Origin of the sequence: Flavobacterium sp. Leaf359, from assembly GCF_001423985.1 — a bacterium.
Classification (GTDB): Bacteria; Bacteroidota; Bacteroidia; order Flavobacteriales; family Flavobacteriaceae; genus Flavobacterium; species Flavobacterium lindanitolerans.
This window is the reverse complement of record NZ_LMPW01000012.1, coordinates 316,558-336,217: the sequence shown is the minus strand read 5'-3', so window position 1 is coordinate 336,217 and position 19,660 is coordinate 316,558. Positions and strand designations below refer to the sequence as shown.

General features: G+C 36.1%; 24 protein-coding genes. 6 read left to right on the top strand and 18 right to left on the bottom strand.

What is annotated here, in order from left to right; translation table 11 throughout:
* The first annotated feature begins 56 nt into the window (after positions 1–56).
* Both bshC and ASG38_RS09845 read left to right on the top strand, forming a co-directional pair.
* Positions 57–1,652: a bacillithiol biosynthesis cysteine-adding enzyme BshC gene (gene bshC, locus ASG38_RS09850; protein WP_056069924.1), complete on the top strand. Its 1,596-nt coding sequence runs from the start codon at positions 57–59 to the stop codon at positions 1,650–1,652.
* 110 nt (positions 1,653–1,762) lie between these two features.
* Positions 1,763–2,182: a nucleoside-diphosphate kinase gene (locus ASG38_RS09845; RefSeq protein WP_056069921.1), complete on the top strand. Its 420-nt coding sequence runs from the start codon at positions 1,763–1,765 to the stop codon at positions 2,180–2,182.
* Between the two features lie 70 nt (positions 2,183–2,252).
* Here the strand turns inward: ASG38_RS09845 and ASG38_RS09840 are convergent, their stop codons facing one another.
* On the bottom strand, positions 2,253–2,549 hold the full coding sequence (locus tag ASG38_RS09840; protein WP_056069918.1) for a DUF721 domain-containing protein: 297 nt from the start codon (positions 2,547–2,549) through the stop codon (positions 2,253–2,255).
* Complete coding sequence (locus ASG38_RS09835; RefSeq protein WP_056069915.1) at positions 2,530–2,970, bottom strand: hypothetical protein; 441 nt, start codon at positions 2,968–2,970, stop codon at positions 2,530–2,532. The genes ASG38_RS09840 and ASG38_RS09835 overlap by 20 nt, the downstream gene beginning before the upstream one ends.
* A gap of 107 nt (positions 2,971–3,077) precedes the next feature.
* Here ASG38_RS09835 and ASG38_RS09830 point away from each other — a divergent pair, with 107 nt between their 5' ends.
* Complete coding sequence (locus tag ASG38_RS09830; protein WP_056069912.1) at positions 3,078–4,154, top strand: serine hydrolase; 1,077 nt, start codon at positions 3,078–3,080, stop codon at positions 4,152–4,154.
* 11 nt (positions 4,155–4,165) lie between these two features.
* On the opposite strand, the gene ASG38_RS09825 is transcribed toward ASG38_RS09830, so the two are convergent.
* The 11 genes from ASG38_RS09825 to ASG38_RS09780 all read right to left on the bottom strand — a co-directional run bounded on the left by ASG38_RS09825 (position 4,166) and on the right by ASG38_RS09780 (position 11,611).
* On the bottom strand, positions 4,166–4,375 hold the full coding sequence (locus ASG38_RS09825; protein WP_056069909.1) for a hypothetical protein: 210 nt from the start codon (positions 4,373–4,375) through the stop codon (positions 4,166–4,168).
* Between the two features lie 12 nt (positions 4,376–4,387).
* On the bottom strand, positions 4,388–5,611 hold the full coding sequence (locus ASG38_RS09820; protein ID WP_056069906.1) for a hypothetical protein: 1,224 nt from the start codon (positions 5,609–5,611) through the stop codon (positions 4,388–4,390).
* A gap of 39 nt (positions 5,612–5,650) precedes the next feature.
* On the bottom strand, positions 5,651–6,604 hold the full coding sequence (ftsY, locus tag ASG38_RS09815; protein ID WP_056069903.1) for a signal recognition particle-docking protein FtsY: 954 nt from the start codon (positions 6,602–6,604) through the stop codon (positions 5,651–5,653).
* 169 nt (positions 6,605–6,773) lie between these two features.
* Entirely contained in the window at positions 6,774–6,926 is a 153-nt protein-coding gene (locus ASG38_RS17465) for a DUF4295 domain-containing protein (RefSeq protein ID WP_008238127.1), read from the bottom strand.
* A 9-nt stretch (positions 6,927–6,935) separates the two neighbouring features.
* Positions 6,936–7,118 (bottom strand): 50S ribosomal protein L33, encoded by a 183-nt coding sequence (gene rpmG / locus ASG38_RS09810; protein ID WP_056069900.1) that lies wholly within the window; start codon positions 7,116–7,118, stop codon positions 6,936–6,938.
* Between the two features lie 27 nt (positions 7,119–7,145).
* Positions 7,146–7,382, bottom strand: a complete 237-nt coding sequence (gene rpmB / locus ASG38_RS09805; RefSeq protein WP_056069897.1) for a 50S ribosomal protein L28 — start codon at positions 7,380–7,382, stop codon at positions 7,146–7,148.
* A gap of 154 nt (positions 7,383–7,536) precedes the next feature.
* Positions 7,537–8,439, bottom strand: coding sequence for a DUF4476 domain-containing protein (locus ASG38_RS09800; RefSeq protein WP_056069894.1), 903 nt, complete (start codon positions 8,437–8,439; stop codon positions 7,537–7,539).
* Between the two features lie 115 nt (positions 8,440–8,554).
* A complete protein-coding gene (locus ASG38_RS09795) occupies positions 8,555–9,817 on the bottom strand; it encodes a CinA family nicotinamide mononucleotide deamidase-related protein (RefSeq protein ID WP_056069891.1) in 1,263 nt (420 codons plus the stop codon).
* 31 nt (positions 9,818–9,848) lie between these two features.
* Positions 9,849–10,193 carry an Hpt domain-containing protein gene (locus ASG38_RS09790; RefSeq protein ID WP_056069888.1) on the bottom strand — a complete coding sequence of 115 codons (345 nt, stop codon included), beginning with the start codon at positions 10,191–10,193 and terminating at the stop codon, positions 9,849–9,851.
* Positions 10,193–10,804, bottom strand: coding sequence for a fumarylacetoacetate hydrolase family protein (locus ASG38_RS09785; RefSeq protein ID WP_056069885.1), 612 nt, complete (start codon positions 10,802–10,804; stop codon positions 10,193–10,195). Before ASG38_RS09785 ends, ASG38_RS09790 begins: the two co-directional genes overlap by 1 nt.
* Before the next feature lie 30 nt (positions 10,805–10,834).
* Positions 10,835–11,611 carry a 3'-5' exonuclease gene (locus ASG38_RS09780; RefSeq protein WP_056069881.1) on the bottom strand — a complete coding sequence of 259 codons (777 nt, stop codon included), beginning with the start codon at positions 11,609–11,611 and terminating at the stop codon, positions 10,835–10,837.
* 207 nt (positions 11,612–11,818) lie between these two features.
* On the opposite strand from ASG38_RS09780, the gene ASG38_RS09775 reads away from it, so the two are divergent.
* Positions 11,819–12,760, top strand: coding sequence for an erythromycin esterase family protein (locus ASG38_RS09775; protein ID WP_056069879.1), 942 nt, complete (start codon positions 11,819–11,821; stop codon positions 12,758–12,760).
* 68 nt (positions 12,761–12,828) lie between these two features.
* Here ASG38_RS09775 and ASG38_RS09770 read toward each other — a convergent pair whose 3' ends face one another.
* The 4 genes from ASG38_RS09770 to ASG38_RS09755 all read right to left on the bottom strand — a co-directional run bounded on the left by ASG38_RS09770 (position 12,829) and on the right by ASG38_RS09755 (position 16,471).
* Positions 12,829–14,139, bottom strand: a complete 1,311-nt coding sequence (locus ASG38_RS09770) for a dihydrolipoamide acetyltransferase family protein (protein ID WP_056069875.1) — start codon at positions 14,137–14,139, stop codon at positions 12,829–12,831.
* A gap of 147 nt (positions 14,140–14,286) precedes the next feature.
* The gene (locus ASG38_RS09765) at positions 14,287–15,447 is read right to left on the bottom strand and encodes a glycosyltransferase family 2 protein (protein WP_056069872.1); all 1,161 of its coding nucleotides are present in this window, start codon (positions 15,445–15,447) and stop codon (positions 14,287–14,289) included.
* Positions 15,448–15,518: 71 nt separating this feature from the next.
* Complete coding sequence (locus ASG38_RS09760) at positions 15,519–16,034, bottom strand: DUF4833 domain-containing protein (protein WP_056069868.1); 516 nt, start codon at positions 16,032–16,034, stop codon at positions 15,519–15,521.
* A gap of 59 nt (positions 16,035–16,093) precedes the next feature.
* On the bottom strand, positions 16,094–16,471 hold the full coding sequence (locus tag ASG38_RS09755; protein WP_056071396.1) for a DUF1801 domain-containing protein: 378 nt from the start codon (positions 16,469–16,471) through the stop codon (positions 16,094–16,096).
* A 217-nt stretch (positions 16,472–16,688) separates the two neighbouring features.
* Between ASG38_RS09755 and ASG38_RS09750 the strand changes: the two genes are divergently transcribed.
* The gene (locus tag ASG38_RS09750) at positions 16,689–18,548 is read left to right on the top strand and encodes an ABC-F family ATP-binding cassette domain-containing protein (protein WP_056069866.1); all 1,860 of its coding nucleotides are present in this window, start codon (positions 16,689–16,691) and stop codon (positions 18,546–18,548) included.
* A 10-nt stretch (positions 18,549–18,558) separates the two neighbouring features.
* Positions 18,559–19,386, top strand: coding sequence for an O-methyltransferase (locus tag ASG38_RS09745; protein ID WP_056069863.1), 828 nt, complete (start codon positions 18,559–18,561; stop codon positions 19,384–19,386).
* Here ASG38_RS09745 and ASG38_RS09740 read toward each other — a convergent pair.
* A complete protein-coding gene (locus ASG38_RS09740; RefSeq protein ID WP_056069859.1) occupies positions 19,383–19,634 on the bottom strand; it encodes a Rho termination factor N-terminal domain-containing protein in 252 nt (83 codons plus the stop codon). The two genes, ASG38_RS09745 and ASG38_RS09740, sit on opposite strands and share 4 nt — an antisense overlap.
* Positions 19,635–19,660 lie beyond the last annotated feature (26 nt).

Here is a 19,660-nt window from a genome sequence, read left to right as displayed (position 1 = left end):
GTTAAACTAATCACTTATGCAGTAATTTTATTTATTTTTACAAAAAAATTCCAACTATGCCAACTGACTGTATCAGCTATCAAGAATCTGGTTACTTTACTTCTTTAATCAACGATTATTTAAATCAAAAATCAGACCTACAGTCGCTTTATCATCGGTTTCCTTCTTTAGAAAATTTTGAGAAACAGCTTCTTGAAAAGGAGAAAAATTTCAATTCGGATATTGCAAAGCGCAAAACTTTAGTTTCTGTTTTGGAAAAACAATATTCTGGACTCTCTGTTTCCGACCTGACAAAATGGAACATTCTGGCTTTAGAAAACCCAAAAACATTTACGGTAACGACCGGACACCAGCTCAATCTTTTTACCGGACCATTATATTTTTTGTATAAGATTGTTTCTACTATCAATCTTACCAAACAATTAAAATTAAAATATCCCGAATATAATTTCGTACCGGTTTATTGGATGGCTACCGAAGACCATGACTTTGAAGAAATCAATTATTTCAACCTGCATGGAAAAAAAGTGCGTTGGAACACGGAAAGCGGTGGACCTGTTGGACGGCTTTCAACTAAAGGACTTGAAGAAGTTTTTGAAGTTTTTTCATTGGAATTGGGCATCGGAAAAAATGCAGAATATTTAAAAAAACTATTCGAAGAATCGTATGTCCGCCACAATAATCTTGCAGATGCGACCCGATTTTTAGCCAATGAATTATTCGGAAAAACCGGATTGGTCATTCTGGATGCCGATTCTAAAGAGCTCAAAAAGCATTTTGCTCCTTATGTTAAAGAAGAACTCTTAAACCAGACAGCTCATAAAAAGGTTCTGGAAACATCTGAAAAACTAAAAAATTACAACATACAGGTCAATCCGCGTGAAATCAACCTCTTTTATATTGAAGATGATTTTCGTGAACGCATTATTCTGCAAAACGGTTTCTATTATGTGAACAATACCGAATTAAAGTTTACAGAAGCAGAAATCCTGGAATTGCTGAAAAACCATCCTGAAAAATTCAGCCCTAACGTTATCATGCGCCCTTTGTATCAGGAAGTCATTCTTCCTAATCTTTGCTACATAGGAGGAGGTGGTGAATTAGCCTATTGGCTGGAATTGAAATCATACTTTGAAGCAGCAAATGTTACTTTTCCTATACTACTCCTAAGAAATTCTGTTTTATTGGCTACAGAAAAACAAGCCAAAAAAGCTGACAAACTTAACCTGTCCTGGAAAGACTTATTTTCAAAACAACAGGAGTTAATGAATTTCAAGGTAAAAACTTTTTCAGAGTTTCCAATTGATTTTACAGCACAAAAAGATTTTTTAAGACAACAGTTTGAGAACCTTAACAAGATAGCCGAACAGACAGACAAGTCTTTTACAGGTGCGGTTAAAGCACAGGAAGTCAAACAGATTAAAGGTTTGGAAAATCTGGAAAAACGCCTGCTAAAAGCAGAAAAGAAAAAACACCAGGAAGAATTGGAACGGATTTCAGATTTACAAAATGAATTATTCCCAAACCAGAGCTTACAGGAAAGAATTGTAAATTTTTCTGAATTCTATTTAGGTTATGGCGATGTTCTTTTAGATAAATTATTCGAAGAATTGCACCCTCTGGAACAGGAATTCAAAATCGTCATTCTTTAGTTGGGTATCATACAACCCGAATACAAAATTTTCTGTCGCTAATTCTTGCGATTGTTTTTCGTTTTCTGTCAAAAACACTACTTTTGCGCCAAATCTAAACAAAAAATATAATGGCAACGAATAGAACATTCACAATGATTAAGCCAGATGCGGTTGAAAACGGACACATCGGTGGAATTTTGAACATGATTACTGAAGGTGGTTTTAAAATTGTTTCTTTGAAATTGACTCAATTGACTGTAGCTGATGCTCAGCAATTTTATGCAGTTCACAGTGCAAGACCTTTCTTTGGAGAATTGGTTGAGTTCATGACAAGAGGTCCGATTGTAGCGGCAATTTTAGAAAAAGAAAATGCTGTTGAAGATTTCAGAACACTTATTGGTGCTACGAATCCTGCAGATGCTGCTGAAGGAACTATCCGTAAGAAATATGCTAAATCAATTGGAGAGAATGCGGTTCACGGTTCTGATAGCGATGAAAACGCTGCTATTGAAGGTGCTTTCCACTTTTCAGGAAGAGAGCAGTTTTAATCAAAATACAATAAATAAAAAAATCCGTTTCCAATTGAAACGGATTTTTTTATGTTCTTATTTATAATAATTATCTAAAAACAATCTCCTTTACGATATCGCGACGGAATTCCTCGTTTATCATCTTTATGATTTTTTCTTTCCCATAGCTTAATTCCTGTCGCAACACAGCCGAAGTAAGTTCGACATACAGCGTATTGTTTCTTAAAACCACATCTTTAGTATAACTGTTCACGCCATTTCCCATTAGGGAAATCCATGCTTCTTTTACAGCAATACGGTCAATTCCGGGTTGCAGTTTGTTTGCTTCTATGATGTGTTTCAGGACATCGCCTACTGAATTTTCATTATTTAGCCTCTTTGCCATCTAGCAGGTTTATTGGGGTTGCTCTTTTATATTGGTATTCTATTTTTTGCGGATTGACAATCGTCATCTGGTTTTCAGAAACCGACTTCAGTTCTTCTTCCCATTTTGCATAGTCAGTTTTATAATCTAAATACACCTTACCGTTTTTTTCTACAATTTCAACCGCTTCGGAAGTATCATCTGTCAAAAATTTTCCGTCCAACTGCGGACTTACTTTTTTACGGAAACCTTTGTAATTGTTCCCGATTTCAAAAAAATCATAGGTTGTATTGATTTTATAATCTTTTTCTGAACCGTCAGCCAAAATTACCTTTTCAATTTCCCAATAGCCATTTAATTTTTTGGCATCTTCTTTTGATACGTTCTGGTTGCAAGCTATGGTAACTACTGCGGCAAACAGCAATAAAACTCCTTTTTTCATTTCATTATTTTAAAAAATAAAATTACCACTATTTGCTATGATAAAAAAGTTTCCGGCTTTAAACTATTTGGTATTTTTAAAGTCTATATATAATAAATTCTGTCCTTATGAAAAAAATAGGTTATTCTTTGCTCTTTATTTTAGCTTTAATCAGCTGTAGCTCTGAAAGTGACAGTTCTAGTTCTAATCCTACGGAATCTACAATCTACTTTCCTCCTTTGGAAGAAAATGCTTTGTGGGAAACAAAATCATTGAGTTCATTAGGATGGAATGAAAATGCAGTTACTCCGCTCCTTTCCTATTTGGAAGAAAAGCACACCAAAGGCTTTATTATTTTGGTCGACGGCAAGATAGTCATAGAAAATTATTTTAATGGACATTCTGCTACATCCAATTGGTATTGGGCAAGTGCAGGAAAAACACTAACGGCAACCATGGCTGGAATTGCAGAACAGGAAGGCCATCTGAATAGTAATAACAGGGTTTCAGATTATCTGGGTCAGGGATGGACAAGCCTTCCCGTTACGAAAGAAAACCTGATTACCAACAAACACCTGCTTACAATGACCTCCGGACTTGAAGACATTGACAATGGGGATTGCGTGGAACCTGATTGTCTTACCTATAAGGCAGATGCAGGAACACGTTGGGCTTATCATAACGTTTATGTTAAATTACAAGATGTTGTAGCTTCTGCCGTTTCAACGACCTACAGTAATTATTTCAACACAAAACTAAGGAACAAAATAGGAATGAATGGCGCCTGGATTCAATCGGGAAACAATAGCGTGTATTGGAGTACTACCCGAAGCATGGCCCGTTTTGGCCTCCTTATGCTCAATAAAGGAAAATGGAATAATGAAGTAATAGTAAATGAAAGTTATTGTACTGCTGCGACAAATACGTCTCAAAACATTAATTTGGGATATGGTTATTTATGGTGGCTAAACGGAAAGTCAAGTTATCATTTACCACAAACACAAATACAGTTTCCGGGAAGCATAATTCCGGAAGGTCCAAATGATATGTTTATGGCATTGGGTAAAAATGACCAGAAAATTTATGTAATTCCCAGCCGAAAGATGGTAATTGTACGAATGGGCGAAGCAGCAGACAATGTCAATTTAGCTTTATCTGATTTTGATGAAGTTTTATGGGAAAAAATAAATGCGCTGATTAATTAGCGCATTTATTTTTATTTCTTTTTAGCATTAGCTTTTCTTGCCGTACCTTTTCTTTGCTTTATAAAATTTCGAGCGGCCATAAAAAATGAAGCCCAACCCAAAATGACAAATACATAATACACCATTTGTACTTTACCTTCAAAAAAAGTTGAAATGAAAATCAGGAGTACAAATAAAACATACAGATGAAGCGGTTTTACATTATGTATCGAAAAGGCCATTATAAAATTTTATTAATTAAACGTATACTTAAGATTTAAGCCCATTCTTGAAAACTTAGTGGTATCGTCTGTCAATAGATTTCTGTTAGTATCAGTTCTCAAAGTAACACTGATTTTGTTGTCATACGTATATCCAATACCAAAATTAAAATAGGCATTGGTTTTGGCAGAATATTTATATTTTAGTTCTATCTCTGAAGCACCTCCACTAGCCTCAGGATAAGTGACAGTATAAATAATATCATCAAAAGGCATATTTATACCTACTGCTCCTTCAATAAAAATTTTGTTCTTATTATTTAAAATAAAATTATACCTGGCACCTGCATTTATGTTAATAAAACTGGATTCCAGTAAAAAGTTATTTTCTTGTCTGGCTGTACCTGTCAAATGATTGCTATATCTTGACCTTCCTGAATAGCTCTCATACTCTGCACGAATAAAAACTTCTGTTTTTTCAGAAGGAAAAACGAATGCAGCTTCACCTCCAAAACCAATAGTAGTTTTTGTTTCTTTCTCAGATTCTCCACCGGAAAATTCCACAGCAAAATTAGATTGATAAAGACCAACTAATGCGCTATACTTTATTTTCGGTTTCTTTCCCGATTTATTTCCAAATACCTGAGTATCTTGTTTTTTACATTGATTGTATTTCTCAAATATTTTTAGAAAATCTTCTTTTTTATATTTCAGGTTAAGGAAATCACTTACCTGTAGAGTTTCACACTTTAGAATGTTATTTAATTGATTTCTAAAATAGTTATTCTCTTTTTGGGAACTATTATCTTCTGAATATCTTTTATAAATAAATTGTACTATTTCATTTGAACCTTTGATTTCATAAAAAAACTTTGTTCTTCCTTTATCAGAATAAGAATATAAATTTATGTCACCACCTTCTCCAATAACATTCAGAAACAACTCTTCACTTACCAATGTAGGTTCTTTTAAAGTAGAAATTTCAGTAAACATTTTATCATGTTTAACGTTTCTTCTCACGAACTTATAATCATTACCAATACCATATTCCACTATATTATTATCAATACTTTGATAAGCTCCATTTTCTGATAGTTTGTATCGTATTGCAGTATTATCAGAAAAGTCCGTCTCCTTAAAAAGAACTTCAGTCTTTTTATTGTTTCTATCAATCAGATATCCTTTTTGAGTATTTTGGGCTGAGACGCAAAAGAAAGATAACAGGCTTAGAAAAGCCAAATAATGGTTTAATTTCATGTTAAGTTTGTTAAGTTGTCAAGCTTTTAATGTAGGAATTTATTTAAAAAAAGAATCTACAAATTCTATTTTGTTGAATACCTGCAGGTCTTCAATACCTTCTCCAACTCCTATGTATTTTACCGGAATCTGGAACTGGTCAGAAATTCCAATAACAACACCGCCTTTTGCAGTTCCGTCTAATTTAGTTACCGCCAGCGCAGAAACCTCTGTTGCCGCCGTAAACTGTTTGGCCTGCTCAAAAGCATTTTGCCCTGTAGAGCCGTCAAGTACTAAAAGTACATCGTGGGGAGCATCGGCTACTACTTTCTGCATAACGCGTTTTACTTTGGTCAATTCGTTCATCAAATTCACCTTATTGTGCAGACGTCCTGCGGTATCTATAATGACAACATCGGCATTTTGGGCTACTGCCGACTGTAATGTGTCAAATGCTACGGAAGCCGGGTCGCTTCCCATTTGTTGTTTTACGATTGGAACACCAACCCTGTCTGCCCAGATTTGCAATTGGTCTATTGCTGCTGCCCTAAAGGTATCTGCCGCACCAAGAACCACCTTATATCCTGCTTTGTTGAATTGGTAAGCCAATTTTCCAATGGTTGTTGTTTTTCCTACCCCATTTACGCCAACTACCATCAAAACATATGGTTTTTTGTCTTTAGGAACTTCAAATTCAGTAGCTTCTCCTGAATTGGTTTCAGACAATAGCCCTGCAATTTCTTCACGAAGAATCTGGTTTAGTTCATCCGTACCCAGGTATTTGTCATTAGCAACACGTTCTTCGATACGTTCGATGATTTTCAAGGTTGTATTTACGCCAACATCCGATGAAACCAGAACTTCTTCCAGATTGTCCAAAACCTCATCGTCTACTTTTGATTTACCGGCTACGGCTTTAGTAAGCTTTGAAAAGAAAGATGTTTTTGTTTTTTCAAGCCCTTTGTCGAGGCTTTCTTTTTTTTCTGATGAAAATATTTTTTTAAAAAAACTCATTTTGTGATTCGGTTAGATTTTTTTTCGGATTATTAGATAAAGTTTTCCTAACGGTCCAAAAATTCAAGAAAATAACCCAACGGCATACTTTCTTTAAATTTTGAACAAATATAAAAATAAAAAAGCTACTTCCGAATGAAAGTAGCTTTTCTATATAATGTCTAAACGATTATTTCTTTTTCAAAAAATCATCAACTAATTCAGGAGCCATAACGCTTTCAACAAAAGTGTATGCACCAGTTTTAGGAGATTTTACCATTTTGATAGCTTTTGTTAATCTCTTAGAAGCTGTCTGTAACGTTGCTACGGTTTTCTTTGCCATGACTAATAATTATTTAATTTCTTTATGAACAGTTACTCTCTTCAGGATTGGATTGAATTTTTTAATCTCTAATCTGTCCGGAGTATTCTTTTTGTTCTTTGTTGTTATGTATCTTGATGTACCTGGCTGACCACTAGTTTTGTGCTCTGTACATTCTAAAATTACCTGGATTCTATTACCTTTCTTTGCCATCTTGCTATATATTTAGAGGAAGGATTATTATTTAATAAATCCGTTAGCTTTAGCTTCTTTCAAAACTGCAGCAATTCCGTTTTTGTTAATAGTTTTTATTGTAGATGCAGCTACTCTAAGAGTAATCCATCTATCTTCTTCAGGAAGATAAAAACGTTTCTTAACTAAGTTTACAGAAAATTTTCTCTTAGTCTTGTTCATCGCGTGGGAAACATTATTTCCAACCATCGCTCTTTTACCTGTAAGGTCACAAACTCTTGACATTATGCTTATCTTTTATCGTTATTCAAAATCAGGGTGCAAAGAAACAAAAAAGAAACTGTATTTACAAAACATTCTACTTCTTTTTTTTAAAATCTTTTTCGATGCTATATGCAGCCCACAAAAGGCGAAAAACCTGTATTTCAAATTATAGGTATTATTTATTCTGGATGTATTCTGTCAGGTTATCTACATTTGTACTGAAAGAAAATATATCATTCAGTCTGAAATAATTTTTCTTTTCTGTACAATAATCATAGGCAAACTTAACAAAATCCAATTTATTTTCTTCAAAACTGATTGTATTGGCAATTTGCTTAATCTGATTTACGTCAAGGCAATTTGCAGAAACAATCTGTTTAGCGACTTTTAACTTGGTTTCATCAAAACCCTGTTTCTTTACTGAGGTCAAAGCATTATTAAAGTCCGTTGAACCCATCGGATATTTACTGTTGCATCCTCTTAGCGGCGGGTCATAATTAACCTGTGGCTGACCATGCGTTACTGTTGTAGTGGTTGTTTCTGTATAAACACCATTTGGCTCTTTTATATTGATATTTACACCTACTCCTCCAACATTTACTCCCACTCCCATTCCGGTATTACCAACAGTGGTTGTGGTTGTAGTATGTGATACCGTACTCACAGGCTGTGGAGCGCCATAATGCACTACATGAACATTTTGTGGAGCCCTATATTGACGGTCTACCGGGATTTCAGAGAAAAAATTAAGTTTCAGCTTGTTCTTGTTGTTTTTATCTCTCTTTATCTTATAGGTAACATCCATATATTCTCCGTCTATATCAGCAATCGCAAGATTCTTTTTTGTTATTTCAACAAGCGATTTATCTTCAAAAAGTATTTTGGCATTATAATACGGCTGGTTCAGCTCTTCCACACGAATGTTTGTTTGGGGGATGTCATTTTGCAACTCTCCGTTCAATACAAGAAAGAAGCGATCTCCGTCTTCTGAAAAAATGGTCAAATTTCCTGTTGGAGCCTGGGCGAAAGCAAATGCTGTGGTTAAAGTTGCAGCAATAGCAAAGTAAAGTTTTCTCATAAAAAATAATTGATTTTTTTAATATGTTAAAAAGGGGAATTAAAAAATTATTTGCGAGCGAAAATATAAATTTTTAAGAAAAGACCAAAAACGATGCCAAAAAAATGAGATAATCTTATCTGATTTTCAAGATTTCATTTTGAAGCATCCCAAAAGCCTTATTTACAGCTCTGTCAATGACTTTTTCCCGTGGCTGACCAAAATTAAATTCTTCACAAATTATATTATCCGGAGCCGGATAAGGGGTTGCAAGAGCAATAAAAACAGTACCCAATTCTGCCGGAGAATCCCCTTTTTCAGGACCTGCATTTCCGGTAGTAGCAATAGCATAATCTGTTTTGAGCAGTTTTTGAACACCTAATGCCATTTCGATTGCCACTTCACGGCTTACGACTGAATAGGTATCAATAAGCGCCTGAGGGACTTTTAGTACTTCTGCTTTGACTTCTGTAGCATAGCTCACAATACTTCCTTTGAAATAAGACGATGAACCCGGGATTGAAGTCATCAATTGCGCAATTTTCCCACCAGTACAACTTTCAGCGGTAGAGATTGTCATTTTATTTTTAGTCAGCAGTCTGCCCAGAATCACTTCTAAGGTTTCATTCTCATCATACCCTACAATAATATCTCCAATGATCTTTGATAAAGAATCAACATTTTCCTCTATCGCTTTTTGTAGTAGTTGCTCATTCGTTCCGCGTGCAGACATTCTCAATCTCACCCTTCCCGGACTTGGCAGATAGGCAAGCTTTATAAATTCAGGAAGATTGTTCTCCCAGTTTTCAATCCTTTCGGCAACAAGACTTTCCCCTTGTCCGTAGGTAAGGATTGTTTTATGGATGATAAATGGTCGTTTGTATTCTTCGATTACCTTTGGCACTACCCCATTCTCTATAAGGTGCTGCATCTCATAAGGCACTCCCGGCAAAGAAACAAAAACAGTATTTTCTTTTTTAAGCCACATTCCGGGCGCCGTCCCAACCTTATTAAATAATACTTCGGCTTTTGACGGAACAAGGGCCTGGTCTTTATTCATCTGTGAAATAGGACGTTTATAAAAACCTTCTATCAGTTCCGTTACATGAGCAAGAACTTTTTCGTCCACAATTAATTGGTCTTCAAAATACTCGCACAGTGTTTTTTTAGTGACATCGTCTTTGGTTGGCCCCAAACCTCCGGTCAGGATAACCAAATCCACCTGATTCTGAAGACGCTTAAGCGTTTCCAGTATATGTTCCCTGCTATCACTGATAGAAATGACTTCGTGAATGTCAATTCCTATTTTATCTAATGATTTTGCAATAAAAGCAGAATTGGTATCGATGATTTGCCCAATAAGGATTTCATCTCCTATAGTTACTACGGTTGCTTTCACAGATTTTGATTTTTGAAGCTTACAGCCAGAATTACAAGTTAAAGTCTTTCTTGATTTCCTTTACTGCTTTTTCGACTTTGTCGGCAATACTTTTATAAGTATCCTTGATTTCTTTTTTCTTCCCTTCACGTTTTGTCCAGTCTTCCACAAGAAGAATTTCTTCAAAAGCTACGGTCATCCCCAACAAGTCCAGAGTAGGTTTAATCTTATGGGCAAATCCGTAGGCCAGCTTATAGTCTTTTTCTTTTATTCCTTTTTTTACATTTTTCAGGTCGGCCGGAACTTCAGTCACGAAAAGATTTATGATATCCTGAACGAATTCGCTGTCGTTATCTGAAATCTCGTAGACTTTTGCCAGATTATAGTGTATCGCCATTATTTTACCTGTATTCTAAATAATTTATGCCCTTCTAAATATCCTTCAAGAATATCGTCCGGATTGACTTTTGCGACTCCTTCCGGAGTACCTGTAAATATGATATCCCCTATTTTTAATGTAAAGTATTGTGAAACATAGGAAATCAATTCGTCAATTTTCCAAAGCATTTGGTTTGTATTTCCGGTTTGGGCTGGTTTTCCGTTATTGGTCAATTCAAATGTAAGATTTTCTAGTGAATTGAATTGAGATTTTGGCAAAAATTCTCCAATCACGGCCGAACCATCAAATGCCTTTGCTTTTTCCCAGGGAAGCCCTTTTTCTTTAAGCGCAGACTGAACATCACGAGCCGTAAAATCAATCCCTAATCCAATTTCGTCATAATATTTATGAGCAAATTTAGGCTCAATATATTTTCCAACTCTATTTATTCTCACAAGAATTTCGACTTCATGATGGATATCACTGCTAAATTCAGGTATAAAAAAAGGAAAGTTTTTTGGCAATATAGCGGTATCCGGTTTAAGAAAAATCACCGGCTCCGCAGGTCTTTCATTTTGTAATTCTTCTATATGCTTGGCGTAATTTCTTCCAACACAGATTATTTTCATAAGTCCTATATTGTTTTCGGCATTTAAATGTTAGTTCAATTTATTATTCAGTTTCCTTAGCTTGATTGCCGTCAGTACTTTTTTAGTATATAACGGGAAGTCAGCATTTTGTATCCAACCAAAATAACCGGGTTCAGCCTCAAGAACTTTTTCAACCTTGGCACCTTTGTGTTTCCCGAACGTAAAAATCTCTTCATTATCCTTATCCAGAGCAATGAATCCCGCAAAATCAACCGATTTTTTTCTGGTAGTATATTCCGAAAGAGATTTCATATCTTTTGGCAGGTCTTCATAGCGCTCCAATTGTGCCTTTAGGATTTCATAAGTAGCAAGGGTGTCCGCTTCTGCAGAGTGAGCATTTTCCAGACTTAGTCCACAATAAAATTTATAAGCCGCACTTAAAGTTCTTTCTTCTTTTTTATGGAAAATAGTCTGGATATCAACAGCTACACGATTTTTCATATCAAAATCCAGTCCGGCTCTCAACATTTCTTCTGCCAATAGAGGAATATCAAACCGGTCAGAGTTAAATCCGGCCAAATCAGAATCTTTTATCATATTGTGAATGGTGGCTGCCAATTCTTTAAAGACTGGCTCATTGGCTACCTTTTCATTTGTGATTCCATGAACGGCTGTTGTTTGTGGCGGAATTGGCATTTCCGGATTTACCAGCCATGTTCTGCTTTCTTTATTTCCGTTAGGATAAACTTTAAATATTGATATTTCTACAATCCTGTCTTTACAGATATCGATTCCTGTGGTTTCGAGGTCAAAAAAACAAATCGGCTTTGTTAGTTTAAGTTCCATTCTCTTGTTTTTATGGATTGCAAAGATAACTGTTTTTGTAATGAATTTTTGTTCTAAAATTTACTGTTTACAAAAGCAACAAAAATCAATTCTCTTATTTTCAATTTCTTATTTTCCAGTATATTCAAAATTTTGTGAAAAAAAAACTACTCTTGCCATGTTTTTCATTAGATTTACTTCATACTTGCTGCAATTAACAGCTCTACCATGAAAATAAAAACAATCCTCGCATTTATCATTATTATTGTTAGCCCGTTTGCTTATTCACAAAACAAGGATTTGGAATGGATTAATGTGAATGCAATCCCTCTAGGGTCAGTCAAAAATTTTTCATTTTTGGATTCGGAATTAAACAACAACACAATTATAGGACTTGGCGAGGCTTCACACGGAACCCATGAATTCCATATACTAAAGACTGAAATCATCAAACATTTAATCACAAACAACAATTATAAGCTAATCGGTTTTGAACTTACACAGTTTAATATCATCTCAATCAACGACTATCTCCAAAAGGGAAACGGAAATCTGAAAATGCTGATGGAAAAACTCATGCTTTACAATACACAGGAAATTTTTAATCTTTTCCAATGGCTAAAAGAATACAATCAGAACCAGCCTGCAGACAAAAAAGTTATTCTTTTTGGATTTGACAGTGAAGATTTTTGGCACGACCCTCTTACAAGAGACAAAAACATGGCAGAAATAATTATTGAAGCACAAAAAAGCGATACATCAAAAGCAATTATCTGGGGTCATAACGTGCATATCGCAAAAGATAAAACAATGGCTGAAGTAGAAGCTATGGGTGGGTATTTAAAACAAAAACTGAAGGATAGATATTATGCCTTGGGATTTGACACCTATAAAGGAAACGTAAATGTGATTGCGGAAGGAAAAATTACAAAACATAGTTTTGAATCAGGTTCGGATACATTTTCCGGATTGTTCTCTAAAGCGAAAGACAGCCAATTCTTTCTTTCTTTCAATCCAAATAAAGCAAATCCTTTTGCGCAAAACAAAAACAAAATCACCAATATCTATTCTGTATGGACAAATGACAGGGCACTACCTATATTGCCAGGATCCGATTTTGATTCCATCATATTTGTTAGGGAGACTACAGCATCTTTAATTCTTAAATAAAGCAAACAAAACTTATCGCATAAAAAAACCTCTCGTTTGAGAGGTTTCTTTTTATATAAATGAGTCAATTAAAAATCTCTATTGACATCAAAAGCTTCCAAATAATCTGCTACACGCTTTACAAAGCTTCCTCCCAAAGCACCGTCAACAACACGGTGGTCATAACTGTGAGAAAGGAACATTTTTTGACGGATTCCAATGAAATCACCTTCAGGAGTTTCAATTACCGCCGGCACTTTACGGATAGCACCCAAAGCCAGAATACCCACTTGTGGCTGGTTGATGATTGGCGTTCCAAAAACGCTACCAAAAGTACCCACGTTAGTTACTGTATACGTTCCGCCTTGTGTATCGTCCGGTTTCAACTTGCCTGCTTTGGCTCTGTTTCCTAAATCATTAACTGCTTTTGCCATACCAACAAGGTTTAGCTGGTCTGCATTCTTGATTACCGGAACAATTAAGTTTCCATTTGGCAGGGCTGCCGCCATACCCAGATTGATATTTTTTCTCTTGATAATAAATTCCCCATCAACAGAAATGTTCATTCCAGGGAAATCTTTTAATGCTTTGGCAACAGCTTCCATGAAAATTGGCGTGAAAGTCAGCTTTTCGCCTTCTCTCTTCTCGAACGCATTTTTCACTTTGTCTCTCCATTTTACGATGTTGGTTACATCTACTTCAATGAACGACTGTACGTGAGCCGAAGTTTGCACAGATGCTACCATATAGCCGGAAATCAGTTTTCGCATTCTGTCCATTTCCACGATTTCATCACCTCCATTTACAGAAACAGGAACTGCCGCTGTTGCTTTTGGAGCCGGACTTGACACCTGGGCAACAGGAGCCTGGGCCGGAACTTGCTGACTTACTGCTTTCGGTTCTTTTCTATTGGCCACATAGCCTAATATATCATCTTTGGTTACTCTTCCATCTTTTCCGGAGCCTTGAATTGATTCCAGTTCGGCAACCGTCACTCCTTCTTCTTTGGCAATATTTTTCACCAATGGAGAAAAGAATTTATCTGAACCTGAAAAATCTTGCGGAGCAGCAACGGTTTGCTGTGCAGTTTCTACTGTTTTTTCAATTTCAGCTACTGACGCCGGGGCTTCTTCTTTTGGTGCTTCTACTGCAACACCTCCAGAAACTTCAATATAAGCAATTGTCTGACCTACTTTTACAACATCATCAACGTTAAAAAGAATTTCAGACAAAACTCCAGAGACCTCAGAAGGCACTTCTGAATCTACTTTATCGGTAGCAATTTCCAATACCGCTTCGTCAGCTTCGATTGGGTCGCCTACTTTTTTTAGCCAGTTGGTAATTGTTGCTTCTGCAACGCTTTCTCCCATTTTTGGAAGTTTCAATTCAAATTTTGCCATATTGTTAACCTAATGGTGAATTTTTATTTTCTGCTTGCAAAATTAGTGATAATTTTCAGGTTATACCATGAATTATATAATTTTACAAGACTTTTTTTAAACACATCTTTTTACATTCTACAGCTCCGGAATTTCCTGTTATACTCTTTAAAACAGGATAAACTCTCCCCGCTCATTATTGCTGTTACTTCCAATAATAAAGTTGGAACTTTGGGGCAGAATCTTAAATGTCAGATTTTTGTTTTTATACATTTCCATAATCGAAATGCATTCTTTAAACGTGAGATAATCAGCATCTAAAATCATTTCTACCGGATCCAGACCCGAAAACGTTTGCGAAAATACTGCTTTTTGGTTTTCAAATTTCTGGATTTGTATATTTTTTTTGAGCTTATTCTGTAATTTTTCCTTGACCGCAGAATTGTCTGAAATAAAAATATAGCTTTCCGGCCTGGATTTTTGTTTTGGCTTTCCCTGAAACGTCTTCATAAATGAAAAGAAAAGCGTCCCCAATTTCATAAACAACGAAAAAAATGGCGAAGCTTTAAGATTCTTTTCATAAAACAATTCCATTCCCTGTTGGAATCGCTTCATATAAGTTCCGTCTTTTACCGTACTTTCTCCTTTGTAATGGATGATACTGGTTTCAGGAAAATAATAATTCGACCTTCCATTCTTAAGCACGGTATAGGAAAAATCAATGTCTTCTCCATACATAAAATACCTCTCATCAAATCCGCCCACTTCATTATAAAGCGCTCTTTCCAAAACCATAAAAGCGCCTACCAAAACATCTGTTGTGCCTGTCTGGTTCTCTTGCAAATGACCTGCATAATAACGTCCCAGCCAATTGGAAGTTGGTGCCAGTTTATACAGCCCGAATATTTTCGTAAAAGAAATCCAGGGAGTTGGGATGCTTCTTTTGGATTCCGGCAAAAAATTACCCGTTCCGTCAATCAGCCTGCATCCTATTATTCCTAAATTCGCCTGACTTTGGGCAAAAGTCAAAATTTTAGTAAATGTATCTTCTGCAACTACCGTGTCGGGATTCAGAATACATACATATTTCCCTTTGGCTTTTTCTACGCCAATATTATTTCCTTTAGGGAAACCGATATTTTCCTTATTCTCAATTAAAATTACATCCGGAAAACGCTCTTTTACCATCCGGCAACTATCGTCCGGAGAATTATTATCTACCACAATAATTTCCGCATCGAGTCCGCGAATGGCTTCACGAACGCTCAACAGGCATTGTTCAAGAAAATAACGGACATTGTAGTTAAGGATGATAACGGATAACTGCATTGAGCAAATATAAGCAGTTTTTTAGATTGCTCCAATGGAAAGATACTCCCAAAGGCTGTTAACTACCCTTTTTATTTCATAAAAAAACGTTCTTTTATTTCTTTTTTGGTTTCCGGATCGATACCATAGAAATCAATATATTCAACCTTTGGCTTTATGCTCTTTGATTCTTCCATAGAAAGATACATCCTGGCCAGTATCATCTTTTTACCATTTACAACTGTCTTTACCTGCGGTTTGTCTTTTGGGCCCAGCTCCAAATAAAGCTTCTTGTCCGGATAGGAAACCAAAGTAAACTCATAATGATTTTCTTTAAGCTTCCGAACATCTACTCCATAAGCCAATTTTCGCTGTATCTTGGTAAGTTCTTCTTTTACGCCACCTTTGGTGTAGGCTACTCTGTGGATTTTTATGGGTTCAGCATCATCAAACTTGCTGTCATCAAAATTAGCCTCATAAACAAACGTATTGTGGTTTTTACTATGCTGAATATAAAATAAATGATTGTCTGTTATTGTGGGAGTGGGATAACCTTTCTGAGCCTGCATGCTTAACGAAACAAAAAGCAAAAACCATATTTTTTTCATTTCCAAATATTTAGGTTTCACGAATATAACAAAAGTTTTTCCAACCTTAAATAGCCGAACTACTTCTTTAACGCTATTTTCCCCGATTTATATAAATCCAATGCTCCTTTCAAAATATTTTCAATCTTTTCAACCGGCAGGTCTTGATCGGGCTCGAATAGCAATATTTTAATCCGTGAACGATTTTCGACAACCAGTTCCGGATAATCCAAATATCTCCCTTCCATAAAACCAATATAAGGCTGCTTTTGTTTTTTATGTATCCACAAATAGCAAAGCATTTTTCCTTTATAACAAAAGAAAGGCATGCCATATTTCAACACACTGGTAATATCAGTATCCTGCGAAAGTATAATATCTTTCAGAGCTAACAGACAGCTTCGAAAAGGCTCCGGCTGTTTCAGATAAGAATTGTCGATTTCGTTTACTATATCCATATTTTCCTGTTTTCCCATTACTCTATAAATGTATCAAATTTGGAGATATGTTTTTCTTCGATTCATAGCTTTTGTTTTTTTTAGCCACAGATTAAAATGATTAAACAGATTAATCGCCAAAGTTTACTTCGAATTGTTTTCTCTTTGCATCTTTGCGTGAAAATTAATTTCGCTTCTATTTTGGTTTTAAAAAGTTACTTTTGCAAAAATTTCTACAGTGAATTACTTATCAGTCGAAAATATCTCAAAATCTTTTGGGGAGCGCACACTCTTCAAAGACATTTCATTTGGAATCAACAAAGACCAGAAAATTGCTTTTATCGCCAAAAACGGTACAGGCAAGACATCCATCATGAGAATTATCAATGGAGACGACGAGCCGGATACCGGACAGGTCATTATGCGAAAAGACATCAAGATGGCTTTCCTTTCACAAGACCACAATCTTCAGGACGAACTGACCATCGAAGAAAGTATTTTCGCATCTGATAATGAAGTTTTGGACGTAATTCACCAATATGAAAAAGCGTTAGAGAATCCCGAAGATGAAGAAGCTTACCAAAAAGCTTTTGACCGCATGGACCAATTCAATGCATGGGATTTCGAGACACAGTTCAAGCAGATATTGTTTAAGCTAAAACTGGAAAACTTTAAGCTGAAAGTTAAAAATCTTTCCGGAGGACAAAAAAAGCGTCTTTCACTGGCAATTGTACTTATTAACCGTCCCGACCTGCTGATTCTGGACGAACCCACCAACCATCTGGACCTGGAAATGATTGAATGGCTGGAAAGTTATTTTGCCAAAGAAAATATTACCTTATTTATGGTGACGCACGACCGTTTTTTCCTGGAACGCGTATGCAACGAAATCATAGAGCTTGACAATGGAAAGCTATATCAATATAAAGGCAATTATTCTTATTATCTGGCAAAGAAAGAAGAGCGGATTGCTTCCGAAAACTCAAGTATAGACAAGGCGCAAAACCTTTTCAAAAAAGAATTGGAATGGATGCGCAGGCAGCCCAAAGCCCGAACTACCAAATCCAAATCGCGTCAGGATGACTTTTATGTTATTAAACAAAAGGCTGAAAGTCGCCGTAAGGAAAACCAGGTTGAACTTGAAATCAACATGGAGCGTATGGGAAGTAAGATTATTGAACTCCATAAGGTCACAAAACATTTTGGGGACAAAATTATTCTGGACAATTTCAGTTTTGATTTCCAGCGTGGTGAACGAATCGGGATTATTGGTAAAAACGGAACAGGTAAATCATCTTTCCTGAATGTACTGACCGGAACTATTCCTTTAGATTCTGGGAAAGTAGTCGTAGGAGATACTATTAAGATAGGATATTACACACAAAGTGGGATTAACCCTAAACCCGGCCAGCGTGTAATCGATGTTATCAAGGAATTTGGCGAATATATTCCGTTAACAAAAGGCAAGATTATTTCGGCCTCACAATTGCTCGAACGTTTCCTTTTTGACAATAAAAAGCAATACGACTATGTAGAAAAATTGAGCGGTGGCGAGCTGAAACGGCTTTACCTTTGTACGGTATTGATTCAGAATCCAAACTTTTTAATTCTGGATGAGCCAACCAATGATTTGGATATCGTGACTTTAAACGTACTCGAAAGTTTCCTTCTGGATTATCCGGGCTGTTTGCTGGTTGTTTCGCACGACCGCTATTTTATGGATAAAATCGTAGACCATTTGTTTGTTTTCCGCGGCGAAGGTGTTATTGAAAATTTTCCGGGCAACTATTCTGATTTCCGGGCTTATGAAGATAGCGTTGAGCCCGTTAAAGAAGAAACCGTTAAAGAAAAAAACAATTGGAAACAGCAAAATGTTTCTTCCGGTCTTTCTTTTAATGAGCAGAAAGAATATCAGAAAATTGAACGAGAAATTAAAGACCTGGAAATTGAAAAAGCAAAAATAGAACAACTATTTTCTGATGGAAAGGTTGCCGATGCCGATATTGAGAAAAAAGCCAATGAACTTCAGGGCATCATTCTAAAAATCGAAGCGAAAGAAGAACGTTGGTTTGAACTTTCTGCCAAGATGGAAGAATAATTAAAACAACATGCATCTTCTGAAATCATATCTGAAATTTCTATGGAATTCAAACAATTCCCACGGTGTGCATTCACCGTTTGTGTTTGATTTACTCCGTAAATGCTTTTATGATAAAAATGAATATACAGAATATACTCTTTTAAAAAAGTATCGCGAATCGTTACTGCAAAACAAAAATACAATTGAAGTTACCGATTTTGGTGCCGGTTCAAGGGTTTTCAAATCCAACACACGGGCGATAAATCAGATTGCCCAAAACGCGGGAATATCCGGAAAAGATGCCCGACTTTTGTTTCGGATTGTAAACTATTTCAAGCCAAAAACTATTTTGGAAATAGGCACCTCGCTAGGTCTGGCCACATCTGCTTTGGCTTTTGGAAATCCAAAAGCACAACTTACAAGTTTAGAAGGTTGTCCTGAAACAGCAAAAATTGCCCGACAGCAATTTGACAAATTTGATTTGGGCATTGATTCTGTTGTCAGCAAATTTGAATCGTATTTGCAAACCGAAAAGTCAGGTACCTATGACCTCATTTATTTTGACGGGAACCATTCCAAAAAAGCCACATTGCAGTATTTTGATTCCCTATTATCAACTGTGCATAATGAAACTGTCTGGATTTTTGATGACATTCATTGGTCGGCAGATATGGAAGAAGCCTGGGAAATCATAAAAAAACACCCAAAGGTTACTGTCACAATTGATACATTCCAATGGGGTCTTGTTTTTTTTAGAAGAGAACAGGAGAAAGAACATTTCATACTTCGCACCTCAAATTCTTTTTTCCTGAACAGCGTGCTGGGCTTGCGTAAATTATGGGGCTTATTGCCTTAATTCGTTCGTAACGCCTTAATCAGTTCGCCTTTGGTCATTTTTGAACGGCCTTCGATTCCTACTTTTTTAGCTTCGGCATAGATTTCTTTTTTTGACTGGTCTTCATATTTTTTAGCATGTCCTCCTCTTTTTTCGGCTCCTTTGCTGTTTGCTATCCGGGCGGACTTTTCTTTGCTATAACCTTTGTCACGCAATGCTTCGTATTGGTCCTTATCTTTAATTTGCGGACCTGGGCTTTTGTTCGGCATGGTTTCTATTATTTATTGGTTAGACA